The sequence below is a fragment of the Streptomyces sp. PCS3-D2 genome, from assembly GCF_000612545.2.
Lineage (GTDB): Bacteria > Actinomycetota > Actinomycetes > Streptomycetales > Streptomycetaceae > Streptomyces.
The window spans coordinates 7,045,025-7,061,185 of record NZ_CP097800.1; the positions used below are offsets into that span (position 1 = coordinate 7,045,025).

11 protein-coding genes are annotated in these 16,161 nt (G+C 75.2%); 6 read left to right on the forward strand and 5 right to left on the reverse strand.

The annotated features are described in order from the left end of the window. Positions 1 to 19: 19 nt before the first annotated feature. Both AW27_RS31570 and AW27_RS31575 read right to left on the reverse strand, forming a co-directional pair. Positions 20 to 2,857, reverse strand: a complete 2,838-nt coding sequence (locus AW27_RS31570; RefSeq protein ID WP_037922043.1) for a poly(A) polymerase — start codon at positions 2,855 to 2,857, stop codon at positions 20 to 22. Next, entirely contained in the window at positions 2,844 to 4,634 is a 1,791-nt protein-coding gene (locus tag AW27_RS31575) for an RNA ligase family protein (RefSeq protein ID WP_037922883.1), read from the reverse strand. The genes AW27_RS31570 and AW27_RS31575 overlap by 14 nt, the downstream gene beginning before the upstream one ends. Before the next feature lie 844 nt (positions 4,635 to 5,478). On the opposite strand from AW27_RS31575, the gene AW27_RS31580 reads away from it, so the two are divergent. The 3 genes from AW27_RS31580 to AW27_RS31590 are packed head-to-tail and all read left to right on the forward strand — an operon-like array spanning position 5,479 to position 8,983. Then, complete coding sequence (locus AW27_RS31580) at positions 5,479 to 7,155, forward strand: NAD(P)/FAD-dependent oxidoreductase (protein WP_037922886.1); 1,677 nt, start codon at positions 5,479 to 5,481, stop codon at positions 7,153 to 7,155. Further along, positions 7,152 to 8,633 carry an ATP-binding protein gene (locus tag AW27_RS31585; protein ID WP_037922048.1) on the forward strand — a complete coding sequence of 494 codons (1,482 nt, stop codon included), beginning with the start codon at positions 7,152 to 7,154 and terminating at the stop codon, positions 8,631 to 8,633. The genes AW27_RS31580 and AW27_RS31585 overlap by 4 nt, the downstream gene beginning before the upstream one ends. Further along, positions 8,630 to 8,983 carry a UBP-type zinc finger domain-containing protein gene (locus AW27_RS31590; RefSeq protein WP_037922050.1) on the forward strand — a complete coding sequence of 118 codons (354 nt, stop codon included), beginning with the start codon at positions 8,630 to 8,632 and terminating at the stop codon, positions 8,981 to 8,983. Before AW27_RS31585 ends, AW27_RS31590 begins: the two co-directional genes overlap by 4 nt. An 18-nt stretch (positions 8,984 to 9,001) precedes the next feature. Here AW27_RS31590 and AW27_RS31595 read toward each other — a convergent pair whose 3' ends face one another. Together AW27_RS31595 and AW27_RS31600 are read right to left on the reverse strand one after the other, a co-directional pair. Further along, positions 9,002 to 9,925 (reverse strand): AraC family transcriptional regulator, encoded by a 924-nt coding sequence (locus AW27_RS31595; protein WP_052030637.1) that lies wholly within the window; start codon positions 9,923 to 9,925, stop codon positions 9,002 to 9,004. Positions 9,926 to 10,377: 452 nt separating this feature from the next. Then, on the reverse strand, positions 10,378 to 11,646 hold the full coding sequence (locus AW27_RS31600) for a DUF418 domain-containing protein (protein WP_052030639.1): 1,269 nt from the start codon (positions 11,644 to 11,646) through the stop codon (positions 10,378 to 10,380). A gap of 212 nt (positions 11,647 to 11,858) precedes the next feature. On the opposite strand from AW27_RS31600, the gene AW27_RS31605 reads away from it, so the two are divergent. The 3 genes from AW27_RS31605 (at position 11,859) to AW27_RS31615 (ending at position 14,359) form a co-directional block, all read left to right on the forward strand. Then, positions 11,859 to 12,884 (forward strand): NUDIX domain-containing protein, encoded by a 1,026-nt coding sequence (locus AW27_RS31605; protein WP_236647647.1) that lies wholly within the window; start codon positions 11,859 to 11,861, stop codon positions 12,882 to 12,884. 77 nt (positions 12,885 to 12,961) lie between these two features. Beyond that, positions 12,962 to 13,480, forward strand: coding sequence for an SRPBCC domain-containing protein (locus AW27_RS31610; protein WP_037922051.1), 519 nt, complete (start codon positions 12,962 to 12,964; stop codon positions 13,478 to 13,480). A 393-nt stretch (positions 13,481 to 13,873) separates the two neighbouring features. Then, entirely contained in the window at positions 13,874 to 14,359 is a 486-nt protein-coding gene (locus AW27_RS31615) for a hypothetical protein (protein ID WP_037922055.1), read from the forward strand. Between the two features lie 145 nt (positions 14,360 to 14,504). On the opposite strand, the gene AW27_RS31620 is transcribed toward AW27_RS31615, so the two are convergent. Then, positions 14,505 to 15,992, reverse strand: a complete 1,488-nt coding sequence (locus tag AW27_RS31620; RefSeq protein ID WP_078556486.1) for a DEAD/DEAH box helicase — start codon at positions 15,990 to 15,992, stop codon at positions 14,505 to 14,507. Positions 15,993 to 16,161: the final 169 nt, after the last annotated feature.

Here is a 16,161-nt window from a genome sequence, read left to right on the forward strand (position 1 = left end):
GACCACCGGGGCCCGTGGTTCAGGCGACCAGGTCCGGTACCTCACCGCCCGCCGCCCAGGACACCTCCACCCCGCGCAGACCCGCCCGCCAGCGGTCGGCGACTTTGGCCAGCCGCGCGGAGTCCGGCGGAGCGGCGCCCAGGCCGATCGCGTACCGAGCGAGGCCCGGCCCGGACTCGAACGGGCGGGGCCAGGCGTGCACCCCGGTGACACCGGCTTCCTCCAGCGCACCGAGGAGCGCCCGCAGCCGCCCGCGCACCCGTCCCCGCACCTCCTCGAACTCCGCCTCGGCCGCCCGCACGGTCACCACCGCCCAGGCCGCGTGCCGGTGGTGCGGCGCGGGGGCGGCCGAGGCCAGGGCGTCCACCTCCAGCCCCGACTCCAACAGCTCCCAGGCCCCGTACAACTCCTGCACCAGGAAGTCCCGCAGGCCTGGTGTCACCTGGGCGGTGCAACTGCGCACCGGTTCGGAAGGGGTGAGGACCGTGACCGGATCCGGCCCCGCGGCGGACACCCCCAACGCGACCGGCTCGCGCCAGTCCCAGGCGGCCCACCGCCCGAAGAACTCCCGCACCAGGTCGTCGGCCGGCAGGACCCCCGCCTCCCGGACCGTGCGCGCCGCGAGGACCGACCAGGCCAGCCCCGGCAGGCCCCCGAACGGCGCCGAGTCCAGACCCCTGGCCCGCGCCCACGCCTTCACCCGCCGCGCGAGCCCGGCGAACGCGGCATGCCCGGCGCCGACTGCCTCCCGTACGGCGTCCGCGTCGCTCACCGCGCTCAGCGCGACGGCGGCCGCCTCACCCAGCTCCCCGCGCCGCGCCACCGCCAGCGCCGGGTCGAGGCCGCCGGTGGGGACCACCGCCAGGTCCACGGACAGGGTCCCGACGCACAGGCGCAGGCCCGGCACCCGGGCGCCCGTCACCTCGCGCAGCCCACTGGCGCGCGGCAGCGCGGCCGCCACCCGGTCACGTACCAGGGCAACGTCAACGGTCCCCGGCAGCGCCGCCACCAGGTCCAGATCTGCTCCCGGAAGCTCGCAGCCCATCCGGCGCGAGCCGGCCACGTGCACGCGCGCGCCGGGCAGCGCGGCGCCGATCCGCGCCACCACCGCATCGGCGTGGTCGGACCCGCCTTCGGGTCGGGGCCCGGGCAAGGGCTCCGAAGCGCGGCGGACCTCACCCGTCCCCAGCGTCACCACCGCCCGCACCCGCATCGGTCCGTCCCCGCGCCGCGAGAGCACGGCGAGCTCCCCGACCCGCGCGGACACCGCCCCGCCCAGCCTCGCCGCGAACTCCCGGGCCGCCCGCTGCGGGTCGCCGCTGCGCCCCAGCGTCAGGTGCGGGGTGTAGCCCCCGGGCCCGTCGGAGCGCCCGCGGCAGCCGGGAAAGCGGTCCTCCAGCGCTCGCCGGAGCTCCTGCCACGGCGCCTCACCACCAGCCGCCGGGTCCAGCCAGAGGGTGGCCTCTTCGCGGTGGCCGAAGCTGTGCACCCCCTCCAGCCGGACGTCGAACGGAGCGGTCCCCGCAGCGACGTCGGCCAGCAGCGGGACGGCCTCGCCGAAGGAGGACTCCGGTACGAAGCCGAAGAGCAGGTTCACGTGTGCGGGCCAGCGCCCCTGCGCCGGGTCGTGTGCGCGGCGCACCTCCCGCACCGCCTCCGGAAGGCGGGGCGGCAGCCACGCGACGGCCGTCCGCACCGTCGCCGGTACGTCGAGCCGCGCCGGTCCCGCGCCGGGCGACCCGAACTCGACCGTCGCCTCCACGCCGAAGTGGTCGGAGACGAACAGCCCGTCGGGGGCCGGGGTGGCGCCGCGCAGCGCCGCCCGCGTCACCCGGGCCGGGGTCGGGCCCAGCAGGATCCGGTCCAGCCGGGCGGCGCGCCCCGACAGGGAACCCACCGCGGCCAGCGGATTGACCGCCGGGTCGAAGGTCGGTGTGGCGTCCGCCGTCCCGTGCACCTCGCACCAGGCGTCCCGCATGCCGAGCGCGGGTGCGGGCCCCTCGACCCCGTGGCGGCCGTCGTTGAAGTCGCCCAGCAGGGCGACACCGGCTTCGACACCGCCCAGGCCCTCCGCGAGCCGGGCCAGTTCGGCCTCCCGCCGCCCGGCCCCGTTCTCGCTGTGGTCGCTGGTCAGGTGGGTCGCGGCCACCACCAGCGGTCCGGCAGCGGTATCCACCGCCACAGCGGTGACCGCCTTGTGCGGACGCAGGGCGTGCAGGCCCGCCTCGCGCACCGGCAGCCGGCTCAGCACCAGCAGTCCGTACGCGGCGACGTCCCGGCCGCCGGGATCCGTGCCCAGCGTGAACCCGGCCCGCACCCACGGAGCCGCCAGCAGCATGCCGAGCAACTCCGGCTCGACCTCCTGGAGGGCGATCACGTCGGCGTCCGCGGCGGCCAGGTCGTCCAGCAGGAGCGGTCTGCGCCGGGCCGTGGCGATGCGCGTCGCGTCGTAGCGGTCCCACAGGGTGTTCCAGGTCAGCAGGCGCACCGAGGCCGGCGCCGCCGCGGCGTCCACGGGAGCGGCCGGGGCGGGCCGCCACCCGCCGCCGCCCGCCGGATCCCACGCGTACGGGGTCCGCGCGGTGAAGAAGGGGGCCCGCAGCAGGCGCGGGTCACGGACCCGGCCCGCCCCGGTCGCATCGATCAGGTCCACACCGGTGGCCCGGTCCCACACCAGCTCGCCGTCGGCCTCGACGAACAGCACCCGGTGCCAGGGGATGTCCCCGCCGGGCACGAAGGAGGGCAGCGGGACCCGCTTGGGCGCCGCCCCGCGCTGGAGCACGCCGAACACGAACCGCGCCGGATCGAACCGCGGGTCCCAGCGGACCTGGTGGTAGAGCTGCTCACTGGTGCGCATCGCAACCCCCGCCCGCCGTGACCGCGCCGGGAGCGAGGCCCCCGGCCGTGTCCTCCACGTTGCCGCCCGCGCCGACGTACCACGTGCGGTGCGCCCGGCCCGCGTACGGCGGGCTGAACCGGTGCAGCTGCGAGGCCAACACCTGCGCCGGCACCGGGTGCGGGCGCACGCCGTTGCGGCGCTCCAGCTCCCCCTCCTCGACCAGCACCACGGCCTGGGTGACCAGCGCGCCGCGGCGGCGCGCGACCGCACCGACCGGCCCGCGCTGCTGCTCGGTGAGCGAGGTGGCGTCCCACACCACCGTCCCGCCGCGGGCCAGGGCGGCATCGAGCCGGCCCAGGCCCTCGCGCAGCACGTCCGCGTTGGCCCGCTGGTCCGCACGTGAGCCCCGGGCGGCGCGCAGGTCGTCGAGGCAGACGTACGCGTCCACGCCGGGCAGGCCGCGGCCGAAGGTGCTCTTCCCGCTGCCTGAGGGGCCGCACAGCTGCACCAGCCGGGGAAACGATCCGCCGCGCCACTGCCACGTCGCCGCCACGGCCTCCTCCACCGCCGTTCCGGAGATCCTGCCGTCCGCGAACGCGCGTCGGGCCTCCGCCCAGCAGCGGTCGGCCGCGGCCGCCTCCAGCCCGGCGAGCGGATCACGCAGTGCCTCGCGCAGGCACTCCAGCGGATCCGGGCCGCCCAGCAGCTCCGCCTCCGCGGCCCACAGCGCGGACCATTCCACGCACTCGCGCGCGCCGGGTCCGTCGGCCAGTGCCCCGGCGAGCGCGTGCAGCACGCCGAGATCGGCCGCCGCGGCCAACCGTACGAGCCCGGCCCGCCGGTCGGCGTCGGGGAACGGCCTCTGGAGGCGGGGGTACAGCCCGAGCAGGTCGCCGACGCGCCGGGCGAGCGCCATTCCGGCCGGTCCGGCCGCGAGCCGCGCCGCGACCCGGGCACGCGGTTCGCGGCGCAGCAGCGCGGCCAGCACCCCGGCCAGCCGGTCCTCGCCGGTCCTCCCCGACGCGTCGATCCGGGCGGCGGCCTCCGCCACCTCGGCCCCCGCCTCCGCACCGGGTCCCACCCCGGTGCCCGCAGCCGCGGATCCGGGCGGGCCGACGGCGGCCGACAGGGCCGCGACATCCGGCTCGGCGCCGGAACGCACCGCCCACAACGGGGCCGCCCTCCCGAGCCCGTTGGGCACGACCTGCGCGTGCATCCAGTGCGTGTCGGTCTGCACATGACCGGCCCGCACCCACTTGGCCACGCACCGCCCGAAGTCCGCACGGTCGAAACCGGCGGCCGTGCGCACGACGTAGCCCTCCTGCCGGGCGGTGTCCAGCCTCAGCCTGCGCAGCGCGCGTTCGTCGAAGGTGCCGCGCCACAGCACCCGCGGGGAGGGCACACCCAGGCCGTGCAGAAACCGCACGGTCCGGTCCCAGTCGAGACAGCGCTCCCCGTCCCACACCGAGAATCCGTAGAACCAGCTGTCCAGGTCCTCGTACGGGATCGAGTGCCGGGCGTAGAGGTTCTCCCCGCACACCCGCCATCCCGCCGGAATACCGGGGCCGATCCGCCCCTGCAGGCCCTTGACCCAGGCCCGTGAGGGGTGGTGGCCCGAGTCGAGCGAGCGGGCGTGCAGCCCGTCGGCGTACAGGGTGGTGTTCTCCCCGTCGAGCTTCTCGGTGACCACGACCTCCCGGCCGGTCAGCCCCGCGGACCCGACGGCCCGGACGTCGTCCGCCGCGGCCCCCGGCGACCAGGGAAGATGGGGCGTACGAGGATAGTGGGTGCGCATGATCCGCTCCGGCTCGACGACGTGGTGCGCCGTCACTTTAGGTATGCGCGAGCGGGTGGATCCAGCCAATTCAGCGGCAGAGCGCCACGATGGCCGGTGACACCGTGCCCCTGGCCGCCTCGCACAGTGCGGTCATGTCGTACGAACGCCCCGTGGCGGGACGGGACGTGGGCGGGACCGCCGGCTGCGGGCGGGCCTTCCCCCGGGCCGCTGGCTTCGCCGGTTTCACCGTTCTCACGGACCTGGGCGGCTTCGCCCTGCGCGGCGGGCGCACGGGCCGGTGCGGCGCGGACGCCCGCAGGGACGCGGCTCTGTCCGACTCCGACTCCGACTCCGACTCCGATTCCGGCTCGGGCGCTGGCGCCGGTTCCGTGGCCGTCACCGCCGGCAGCCGCCCCAACGGCAGGGCGGCAGCGGTGGGTTCACGCGGCAGGCCGCGACTCCCGGCGGCCGGCCGCGGAGTGTCCGGTGAGGTGACGGGCGCGGGACGCACCGTCACGCATCCGGAGGCCATGACGAGCGCGGCAAGGGTCAGGGGCAGGGCCCGGCGCAGCTGCATCCGACCACCCTGCCGTACCGGCGGCGCGCGGACCGCGCCGATCACACGGTCGGGTGACGGTGCTCCCAGGACCCGGAACCCTGCGGAGACCGCTCCTGCACTCCCGTCCCGTGCGCCCGGCGTGCACCGGGCACACACGCTCCGTGGCGCCCGGCCGCCACGCGGGGCGACCGGGGCGGCCGGCACGGGCATCCGGAGCGGAACCGGACGATCGAACATACGATGGGCGGGAACCGGCGCGGGCGGCTCACCGCCCAGCCGGACCGGGCCGCCCCTGGGAGACGCATGACACAGGCCGCCGAACCTGCGCGGACCGTCATCCTGACCGTGGACGACGATCCCGGGGTCTCCCGTGCCGTGGCCCGCGACCTGAGGCGTCACTACGGCGCCGGCTACCGGATCGTGCGTGCCGAGTCCGGCGAGTCCGCGCTGGAGGCGCTGCACGAGCTGAAACTGCGCGGCGACCTGGTGGCGGTCATCCTCGCCGACTACCGCATGCCGCGGATGAACGGCATCGAGTTCCTGGAACAGGCCCTGAGCGTGTATCCGGGCGCACGGCGCGTGCTGCTGACCGCCTACGCCGACACCCACGCGGCGATCGACGCGATCAACGTCGTCGACCTCGACCACTACCTGCTCAAGCCCTGGGATCCGCCCGAGGAGAAGCTCTACCCGGTCGTCGACGACCTGCTCACCGCCTGGCGCGCCGGCGACCACCGCCCGGTCCCCGCCACCAAGGTCGTCGGCCACCGCTGGTCGGCCCGATCCTCGCAGGTGCGGGACTTCCTGGCCCGCAACCAGGTGCCGTACCGCTGGTACTCCTGTGACGAGCCGGAGGGACGGCGGCTGCTGGAGGCGGCGGGGGCCGACGGACAGCGGCTGCCCCTGGTCGTCACCCCCGAGTGCACGGTGCTCATCGAGCCCGAGGCGGCCGATCTGGCCGCCCATGTGGGGCTCGCGACGACACCGGCCGCGGACTTCTACGACCTCGTCGTGATCGGCGGCGGCCCGGCCGGCTTGGGCGCGGCGGTGTACGGGGCTTCCGAGGGGCTGCGGACCCTGTTGGTCGAGCGGTCGGCGACCGGCGGCCAGGCCGGGCAGAGCTCCCGCATCGAGAACTACCTCGGCTTCCCCGACGGCGTGTCCGGGGCCCAGCTCACCGAACGCGCCCGCCGCCAGGCCGGCAGGTTCGGTGCCGAGATCCTCACCGCCCGGGAGGTCACGGGACTTGAGGCCAACGGTCCCGCGCGCGTCGTCCGCTTCTCCGATGGCTCGTCCGTCGCCGCGCACAGCGTGATCCTCGCGACCGGCGTCTCCTACCGGCAGCTGCCGGCTCCGGGCTGCGACGAACTCACCGGCCGCGGCGTGTACTACGGCTCGTCGCTGACCGAGGCCGCCTCCTGCCAAGGACACGACGTGTACATCGTGGGCGGCGCCAACTCGGCCGGCCAGGCGGCGATGTACCTGTCCCGGGGCGCGAAGTCGGTGACACTGCTGGTGCGCGGGGAGTCGCTGACGGCGTCGATGTCGTACTACCTGATCCAGCAGATCGAGGGGGCGCCGAACATCTCGGTGCGCACCCGGACCGTCGTCGGGGCCGCGCACGGCGAGGACCACCTGGAGCGGCTGGCGCTGTACGACACCGCCACCGGTGCGACGGAACTCGTCGACGCCCAGTGGATGTTCGTCTTCATCGGCGCGGCCCCGCTGACCGACTGGCTGGACGGCACGGTGCTGCGCGATGACCGCGGGTTCATCCTGGCCGGCCCCGACCTCACCCCCGACGGTCGGCCGCCCGCGGAGTGGCCGCTGGACCGGCCGCCCTACCACCTGGAGACCAACATTCCCGGCGTGTTCGTCGCCGGCGACGCGCGGGCCCGGTCCGCGAAACGCGTCGCCTCCGCGGTCGGAGAGGGAGCCATGGCCGTGATGCTCGCCCACCGCTACCTGGAGCAGTCATGAGCGGGCCGGACACGCACTGCGACCCGCGGGAGATCGCCTCGCTGTTCCTGTTCGAGAAGCTGACCCCGCAGCAGCTCGGGCAGTTGTGCTCCGAGGGCCGGGTGGAGCGTTTCGCCGCCGGCCCCGTGTACACCGAGGGCGACCCCGCGACCTGCTTCTACGTGATGATCGAGGGCACCGTCGTCCTCTCCCGCCGGGTGGGTGCCGACGACGTCGAGGTGAGCCGGACCTCGCAGCGCGGCGTGTATGCCGGAGCCATGCAGGCCTACCTGGGCGAACGGGTGCCCCAGACGTACACCAACTCGATGCGGGTCACCGAGCCGACCCGGTTCTTCGTACTGCCCGCGCAGGCGTTCTCGGACTTCATGCGGGAGTGGTTCCCGATGGCCGCGCACCTGCTGGAGGGGCTCTTCTTCGGCGCGAGAAACACCCAGCGGGCCATCGGGCAGCGGGAGCGGCTGCTGGCTCTCGGATCGTTGTCCGCCGGTCTCACCCACGAGCTCAACAACCCGGCCGCGGCAGCCGTGCGGGCCACCGCGACCCTGCGCGAACGCGTCGGCAAGATGCGCCACAAGCTCGCCGTCATCGCACAGGGCCACTACTCCCGCGAGGCGATCGCCGATCTCATCGACGTCCAGGAACGCACGGTGGAACGCGTCGCGAAGGCGGTCGCGCTCAGCCCGCTGGAGGCCTCCGACCGGGAGGACGAGCTCGCCGACTGGCTCGACGGCCACGGCATCGCGGAGGGCTGGCGGATCGCACCGACCTTCGTCCAGGCCGGACTGGACGCGGCCTGGCTCGACCAGGTCGCGGCGGCCGTGGACGAGGACATCCTGCCGGGAGCCATCGGCTGGCTCAACTACTCGGTCGAGACCGAGTTGCTGATGGACGAGATCGACGACTCCACCGCCCGCATCTCCCACCTCGTCGACGCCGCCAAGCAGTACGCGCAGCTCGACCGGGCCCCCACCCGGGTGGTCGACGTCCACGAACTCCTCGACAGCACCCTGCTGATGCTGTCCGGCAAGATCGGCCCCCGGGTGCGGGTGGTCAAGGACTACGACCGCTCCCTGCCGGAGGTGCCCGCCTACCCGGCCGAGCTCAACCAGGTGTGGACCAACCTCATCGACAACGCCGTCTTCGCCATCGCCGGCACCGGCCGGGACGGCACCCTGACGGTCCGCACGGCACGCGAGGGGGACCGGCTGCTGGTGGAGTTCCGGGACACCGGCACCGGCGTCCCGGCCGACATCCGCGGCCGCATCTTCGACCCCTTCTTCACCACCAAGCCGGTCGGCGAGGGCACCGGTCTCGGCCTGGACATCTCCTGGCGCATCGTGGTCAACAAGCACCACGGCAGCCTCCAGGTCGAGTCCGTGCCCGGCGACACCCGCTTCCAGGTGCTGCTGCCGCTGACCGCACCGGACCCGGACCCGGACAACGCGCCCGGAACCGAGACAGCCCAGGAGCCCGCATGACCGCAATCAAGGGGATCGACCCGACTGTTCCGCCGACCGGCGCCGGCTGCACCGACTGCGACGCGGTGGGCGGCTGGTGGTTCCACCTGCGGCGCTGCGCCCAGTGCGGGCACGTCGGCTGCTGCGACTCCTCGCCCGCCCGGCACGCCACCGCCCACTGGAAGTCCACCGGACACCCGCTGGTGCAGAGCTTCGAGCCGGGCGAGGAGTGGTTCTGGGACTACGACGGCGACGAGATGTACGCGTCCGGGCCCGCGCTGGCCCCGCCGGGTGAACGCCCCGCGGACCAGCCGGCCCCCGGCCCGGCCGGCCGGGTGCCGCCGGACTGGACGCGGCGACTGCACCGCTGACCCGCCCGGCGCCGACCGCTACGGGCGGCCGTGGCGGCGCAGGGCGGCGGGCGTGGTGCCGTACCAGCGCTGGACGGCCCGGCGCAGAGCCCGGGCGTCGGCGTAGCCGCTGCGGGCGGCGATCGCGTCGATACCCAGGTCGGTGGTGTGGAGCAGCTGTGAGACGTGTTCCCGGCGTACGGCCTCGGCCTCGGCGCTCCACGTGGTGCCGTGTTCGTCGAGGCGGCGCTGAAGGGTGCGCGGGCTGACGGCCATACGCCGCGCGACGGTGGACAGGGTCGGAGTGCCCTCGGCCTGGACGGAGGCGAGCGCGCTGCGGAAGAGGTCCAGCCAGTCGCGCAGCGGGACGGCGGTGGCGAGGGTGTGGTCGGCGTGCCGGCGGAGTACGGCGGACAGCCCGGGTTGGGCGTGCGGTGCCGGGGCGGTCAGGTCGCCGGTGCGCAGGGTGATCGAGCTGATCGGCGCCCCGAACTCGATGCTGCGGGTGCCGTAGAGCTCGATGAGCGGCTCGTGCCGGCGGGGCGGCTCGGCGGCCAGGGACACGCGGAGGGGAACCAGGCGCCGCTGCGCGGCCGCGCTCAGCTGGCGCAGGTACAGGCCGAGGGCGCAGGCGCGGACGGCGCAGGCCGCCTCGTGGGCCAGATCGGCCCGGTTGAGGTGGTTGAGGGTGACCCTGCCGGCGTCCTCGGTGATCGCGAGCGTGTCCGTGCCGGTGTCGACGACGGCGGCGAGGTAGCGCGCGGCGTCCCGGATGCCTTCGAGCGGAGTGGGCGCGGAGGTGATCAGGTAGTCCCACACCCCGAGCGTCCCGATGTCCGCCTGCTGGGCCAGCAGCAGTGCCACTTCGGGCCAGGGGGCGTGGACGGTCGCCAGTTCCGCGATGCGGATGCTCGTGACGGCCGGGGGCCGGTACCGGTCGTCGTGGAGGTGCTCGGGCGCCATGCCCAAAAGGTGGGCGTACCCGGTGGGGGGTATCCCGAGCGTCCGCGCAGCACTGACGTTCAGGCGGGCGAGCGCGGAGGACGTTGTCCCCTGGTGAGCATGCGAGACCACAGGGGGTGAGCATAGACCAGCCCGAAATGCCAGCTCATCGCCGCGTTTTGGGTCCCGATGTCCGTCATTCGGCGCGCCGGGTCCCCCCGTGGCGCGTTCGGTCCCCTTGCTGACGTCCGCTGCCATGGGCCGGGTATCCCTCCACGCCCTAGCTTTGTGATCGTTCTCGCGGCGCCCGGCACCCGGAGGCGCACGGAGATCCCGTCCGGTTGGAGTCCCCCCACGGGGGTGGGGGGCTCGGACCCACGGATACGAGGGAGCCGACGTGCCGGCCCCGGCCCGGATCGATCCGGTCACCGGCCACCTCTGGTACGGACCCGAACAGCTCGACGCGTCCCGGCCTAGGCGCGGCCGCCCACCCGCGTGGCCAGCCGCAGGGCGTGTTCCACCGGGCCGCGGCGCAGCGGGCTGTCGGCCCAGATCCGCTGCCAGGCCCACGACAGGACGAGCGCCGCCCCGCTGAAGGCGATCCACGCCGACCAGGATGCGGCACCGTGGGCCGGGCCGGCCAGCACCAGCGCGTGGGCGACGTACGCGCTCAGCGCCATCGCCCCCAGTACCGCCAGCGGCCGCAGCAGCCGGGCGCCGACCGCGTGCCGCGCGGCCAGGGCGCACAGGCCGATGAGGGCGCAGCCGACCCCCGCGTTGCCGAGGGTTTCCAACGGGGTCTGGCTGTAGGGGTCGGCCAGCAGCAGCCAGTGCCAGGACGTGCTCGGCACGGCGCCGAACTGGCCGCCCAGCACCTCCCGCACCGGGTCCGCGGCGGCCGACGCCTCCGGATGATGGACGGCGATCGCCTCCAGCAGCCGCTGCCGAGTGCCGAACACACGGGTGGCCAGCCAGGCCGACCCGTACCCGGCGACCGCGGCCGCCGTCCCCCACAGCGCCATCCGCCGGGCCATCACGCGCCGGCGCACGTCGCACAGCCGGGCGAGGGCCATTCCGGCCAGGACGTACGGGAAGTACGTGGCCAGGGGGTACGCCCCGGTCAGCAGCAGCTCGCACACGGCCGCGCCCAGTCCGGGCCAGCTGGTCAGATCCGCGGCCTCGGGGACCAGGCCGCGCCCGGAGGACCCGTACCCGAAGAGCGGGCCCAGCGCGAACGACAGCAGCGGCCCCGCCACGACCGACGCGCCCGCCACCGCGGTCAGCACCGGGGTGGAGAGCCGGGTGAACGGCTCGGCCGCCAGGAAGTACACGGCGAAGAAGGCGAGGATGACCAGGATCCCCGGCCACAAGGAGGCCAGGAGCAGGCCGAGCAGGGCCAGGACGGCGCAGCGGATCAGCAGGGGCCGCCACCGCGACGCCCAGCCCTCGGGGCGCCGCGCCGGGTCCGTGCCATGCTGCGCGAGGACCAGGGAGAAGCCCGCGAGGAGGGTGAAGAGCGCAGGCGCCCGCCCGTCGGCCGCGACGAGGAGGTAGCCGGCGCCCTCGGGCCTCGGGCCGGGACCCACATGCACGGCGAACATGCCGAGGACGGCGATGCCGCGCACCGCGTCCACGCCGGCCAGCCGGCCGGAGCCGCCGTCCGGCCCGCGCCCCTCCGCTCCGTTCCCGGCACTGGCTCCGATGCCTGTCCCGGGCCCGGTCCCCGCCGCTGTCCCCGCCACTGCCGTTCCCGCTCCGCCCCGAAGTTGGTCGGACCGGCGGTGTTCATGCCGCCAGTCCGCTCCGGCACCGTACCAACGACGGCGTAACCCGTTCATAAGGACGTACGGGGCGGCGCCGCGGTCGCCCGGCTGCGGCCCGGCGCCCGGCGTAACCCGCGGGCCGTGCCCGCTGTTGCACAGGCGACGGGTCCAACCAGGTGAACGGAGTCCCGATGCCGCAGCTGACCGACCACAGCGCGACCGACGAGCGTGAGTGCGCCGCGGGGACCTGGATGACCCCGGAGGACTACGGCGCCTCGCGCGCCGCGCTCTGGACCGCGGCCGTCGTCCTGGTGACCGACACCGACGGCCGGATCCTCGTACAGAGCGTGGACTACCGCTCCGACCGGCTGCTCCCCGGCGGGGCGGTCGACGCGGGTGAGGCGCCGTCCGCCGCGGCCGCCCGCGAGCTGCGCGAGGAGCTCGGCGTCGACGGCCGCTACCCGCGCGGCCTGGCCGTCGACTGGATCCCCGCCGACACCCCCGGCTTCCCGCCGGAGATGCGCTTCCCCGGCGAGGTCCTGCACGTCTACGACGGCGGGACCTGGACACCGGAGCGGATCGAAGCCGTCCGCCTCCCGGCGCAGGAGATCACCGGCATCCACTTCGCCGAGCCCGCCGACCTGCCGGCCCTGATGGACCCCGGCGACGCCCGCCGCGCCCTGTCCGCCCTGCGCGCCCGCATCAACGGATGCGGCGCCGCGCTGCTGGAGGACGGCCGCCCCACCGCGCCGACCGCCCTCGACCGGCTCGGTGTGCTCAGCACCCGGCGGATCCCGCAGCGCGGTGGCTGGCACCGCGGGCCGGTCCCCGCCGAACTGCCGGTACGGGACCTCTCCGCCTGGCTGTTCGCCCCCGACGGCAGGGTGCTGCTCCTGATCGCCCGGGGCACCGGCACGGCCCACCTCCCGCCCCCGAACACCCCGGCCGCCACGGGCTCGGCCCCGCTCGGCTACCGGTACGGCGAGGAGGGCGCCCATGCCCGCGTCGCGGCCCGCCTCACCGGCCTCCCACCGGCCGCGGACCCGGCGTACGCCCGGCTGCTCGCCACTCCCGAACAGGTCCGCGAGCTCAGCGACTGGGGCCCGGCCGGTACGGACGAGCTCACCGCGGTCCACGAGGCCCGGGCCCGGCTGGGCCTCCCCGCCCCCGCCCGCACCCCGCTGGTGGAGGTCCCCGAGGAGGGCGTGCGCTGGTGACCCGGGGCGGGGCCGCCCGCCGTCGCCGTGACCGGGAAATCCGCCGTCCGCGGACCACGGTCCCGCAGCATGGGGCCATGAGCGACGACAGCGCGATCACCTACACCCTCTACGTCCAGGCCGATCCGTCCAGGGTCTGGCAGGCCCTCACCGACCCGGCCCTCACCCGCCGGTACTGGGGCCTGAGCTTCGAGACCGACTGGGCGGTGGGGTCGGCGATGGACTGGGTCGAGCGGGGGGCCCGCACCAGCGACCCCGGACAACTGGTCCTCGGCTGCGTCCCGGACCGCTTGCTGTCCTACACCTGGCACACCTTCAGTCCGCAGTGGGCGGCCGCCGTCGGGATCGGCGAGGAGCTGCGGTCGGAGCTGGCGAAGGAGCCCCGTACGAAGGTGACGTACGAGATCGAGCCGGTCGGCGACACCCTCGCCCGGCTGACGATCCGCCACGAGGGATTCGAGCCGGGCGGCACCCTGATGGGCATGTGTCGCCAGGCCTGGCCGATGCTCGCGTCGAGCCTCAAGACCCTGCTGGAGACCGGGGCGGCGCTCCCCGGCCCCGGCCCCGGCCCCGGCCCGGGGCAGGGGCAGGTCTGAGGCGCACCGCTCCTCCGCCCCTCCCGAACGCTGCTCGACGCCTCGGCCGAAAGGCTCCGCCCGCCGCCGGCGGCACGGTCCCGGTGCCGCGCTTGTCGGTGCCCCGCGTACCACCACCGCTCCGCCGCCCGGCGGCCCGCCGCGGGAACGCCGGGGAGCCGGCGCACAGGGCGGGATCCCGTCATCCGGTGCTCCGAGAGCGCCGGAAGGCACCCTGGCCACCGGCCGAGCGCGGTGATCGTGTGGAATGGATGCCATGCGGACAGGCAAGGAACAGCGGCGAGCCGACACCGGGACGCCGGCGGGCGTGCCCGCCATACCTGCGGGCACGGGCCCGGCCGGGACCGACACGGGTGCCGGCCCGACGGCGCGCGCCGGCGGGGGAGACTCCCGATGAGCCTGCCCGGCCCCGACACGCCTCCCGAGCACTGGCGCTACGCCCGCTACCTGGAGTCCCTGGCCGCGGTGCCGTGCGGCGATGCCCAGGCCGAGGCCGAGGTGGTGACCGCGGTACTGGGCGATCCCGACCGCGTGATGGCCGAGAGCGCGGTGGTCACCCACCTCGACCGCCGGGCCGCGGCCCTGCTCGCCGACGACAGGTACACCGTCTGGGCGCGGGCCATGTCCGGGGTGCTCGCCGGCCGGGTCTTCCCCGAGCGCAGGCTGCGGGAGTGGAGCCTGCTCACGGCGGTCACCCGTGGCGAGCCCTGGTCCGCGGCCGATCTGACCGGCGCCTCCGACTGGTGCCAGCGCACCGCGGTTCGGCTGCTCACCTGTCACGAGGCGTTGGAGCTGCTGGCCGCCGGGGCCCGCACCCGGCGGGTCCGCAATGCCGCCGCCGAGCGTCTTCGCCGGCGCACCGTCCCCTCGTCGCGGTGACCGTCGTGGCCCGGCGGCCCGGGCCCTGACGCCGAAGCCCTGACCGACCCGAGGCGTCCGGCACCACCTCGCGCCGGGCGCCGTCCGCTGCGGAACGCATCCGACCGCGCTGACCGAGCTGACCGCGCTGACCGGGCGCGTGCCCTCAGATGCCGCGGCGCACCCTGGCGGCACGGCGCGCCTCGGCCTGCTGACGGGCCTCCAACGTCTTGCGGGACTCCTTGCCCTTGCCGGGCCGACCCGGCCGCGTGCCGATGCCGCGGAATCCGAGCTCCGTACCCGACGGCCGGCCCTTGGCATCGGTCGGCGCCGAGCCGGCCAGCGGCACTCCGGACGGGGCCTTCGCGCCGGTGATCCGGCTGAGCGCGGCCTCACCGGAGCGCACCTGCGTGATCGTCGGCCGGATCCGGGCGTCGGACAGCAGCCGCACCATGTCCCGGCGCTGGTTGGGGGTGACGAGGGTGACGACCCGGCCGGACTCCCCGGCCCTGGCGGTCCGGCCGCCGCGGTGCAGGTAGTCCTTGTGGTCGGCGGGCGGGTCGACGTTGACGACGAGGTCGAGGTCGTCGATGTGGATGCCGCGCGCTGCGACGTTCGTCGCGACCAGTACGGTGACCGCTCCGGACTTGAACTGGGCCAGGGTGCGGGTGCGCTGCGGCTGCGACTTGCCGCTGTGCAGGCCCTCCGCCCGTACGCCCATCGCCCGCAGGTGCTTCACGAACTGGTCGACGCCGTGCTTGGTGTCGAGGAACATCAGCACCCGGTTGTCGCGGGCCGCGATCTCCGTCGCCGCCGAGATCTTGTCGGCGGCGTGGATGTGCAGGACGTGGTGGTCCATCGTCGTCACCGCGCCCGCCTGCGGGTCGACGGACGACGAGACCGGGTCCTTGAGGTAGCGGCGCACCAGCTGGTCGACATTGCGGTCCAGGGTCGCGGAGAAGAGCATCCGCTGGCCCGCGTGGTGCACCTGGTCCAGGATTTCCGTGACCTGCGGCATGAAGCCCATGTCGCACATCTGGTCGGCCTCGTCGAGCACGGTGATCCGCACCCGCTCCAGGTGCACGTCGCGCCGCCCGACCAGGTCGCTGAGCCGTCCGGGGGTGGCCACGACGACCTCCGCTCCGGCTCGCAGGGCGCTCACCTGCCGGCCGATCGACAGTCCGCCGACCACCGTGGCCATCCGCAGCCGCAGGGCCGCCGCGTAGGGCTGGAGTGCCTCGGTCACCTGCTGGGCCAGCTCGCGCGTCGGTACGAGGACCAGCGCCAGCGGGCGCTTGGGATCGGCCTGCCGTCCCGCCGTGCGCGCCAGTAGGGCCAGGCCGAATGCCAGGGTCTTGCCGGAGCCGGTCCGCCCGCGCCCGAGGACGTCGCGCCCGGCGAGGGCGTTCGGGAGGGTCGCTGCCTGGATCGGGAACGGCTGGGTGACCGACAGGGAGGTCATGGTCTCCACCAGCTCCACGGGCAGGTCGAGCTCGGAGAACGACTCCACCGGCGGCAGCGCCGGCGACTTCGGCTCGGGCATCGCGAACTCGCCCTGTGGCCCGATGCTCCGGGGGGCCTTGGTACCGGTTCGGGAACCGGCCTTGGCGCCACCCTTCACACCGAAGCGGCCATGAGCTGACGGGTTCCTCATGCAGGACCTTTCGAGGCGGGGGGAGAAGAAGGAAAGGAGGTGGTCAACCGCCCATGGTACCAGCGGGGGGCCGGGCCGCCGGGGCGTCCGGCCGCCCCTCCGAGCCGCCCCGGCCGCGCGGGCGGGGCAGCTCGGGACCGGAGGGCCGTGACGTCGCGGCCCGCGCGGG

What these genes read in the sequence shown, in the direction of transcription:
- AW27_RS31570 (WP_037922043.1), bottom strand. Translation starts at nt 2,857, where the DNA reads ATGCGCACCAGTGAGCAGCTCTACCACCAGGTCCGCTGGGACCCGCGG.
- AW27_RS31575 (WP_037922883.1), bottom strand. Translation starts at nt 4,634, where the DNA reads ATGCGCACCCACTATCCTCGTACGCCCCATCTTCCCTGGTCGCCGGGG.
- AW27_RS31580 (WP_037922886.1), top strand. Translation starts at nt 5,479, where the DNA reads ATGACACAGGCCGCCGAACCTGCGCGGACCGTCATCCTGACCGTGGAC.
- AW27_RS31585 (WP_037922048.1), top strand. Translation starts at nt 7,152, where the DNA reads ATGAGCGGGCCGGACACGCACTGCGACCCGCGGGAGATCGCCTCGCTG.
- AW27_RS31590 (WP_037922050.1), top strand. Translation starts at nt 8,630, where the DNA reads ATGACCGCAATCAAGGGGATCGACCCGACTGTTCCGCCGACCGGCGCC.
- AW27_RS31595 (WP_052030637.1), bottom strand. Translation starts at nt 9,925, where the DNA reads ATGGCGCCCGAGCACCTCCACGACGACCGGTACCGGCCCCCGGCCGTC.
- AW27_RS31605 (WP_236647647.1), top strand. Translation starts at nt 11,859, where the DNA reads ATGCCGCAGCTGACCGACCACAGCGCGACCGACGAGCGTGAGTGCGCC.
- AW27_RS31610 (WP_037922051.1), top strand. Translation starts at nt 12,962, where the DNA reads ATGAGCGACGACAGCGCGATCACCTACACCCTCTACGTCCAGGCCGAT.
- AW27_RS31615 (WP_037922055.1), top strand. Translation starts at nt 13,874, where the DNA reads ATGAGCCTGCCCGGCCCCGACACGCCTCCCGAGCACTGGCGCTACGCC.
- AW27_RS31620 (WP_078556486.1), bottom strand. Translation starts at nt 15,992, where the DNA reads ATGAGGAACCCGTCAGCTCATGGCCGCTTCGGTGTGAAGGGTGGCGCC.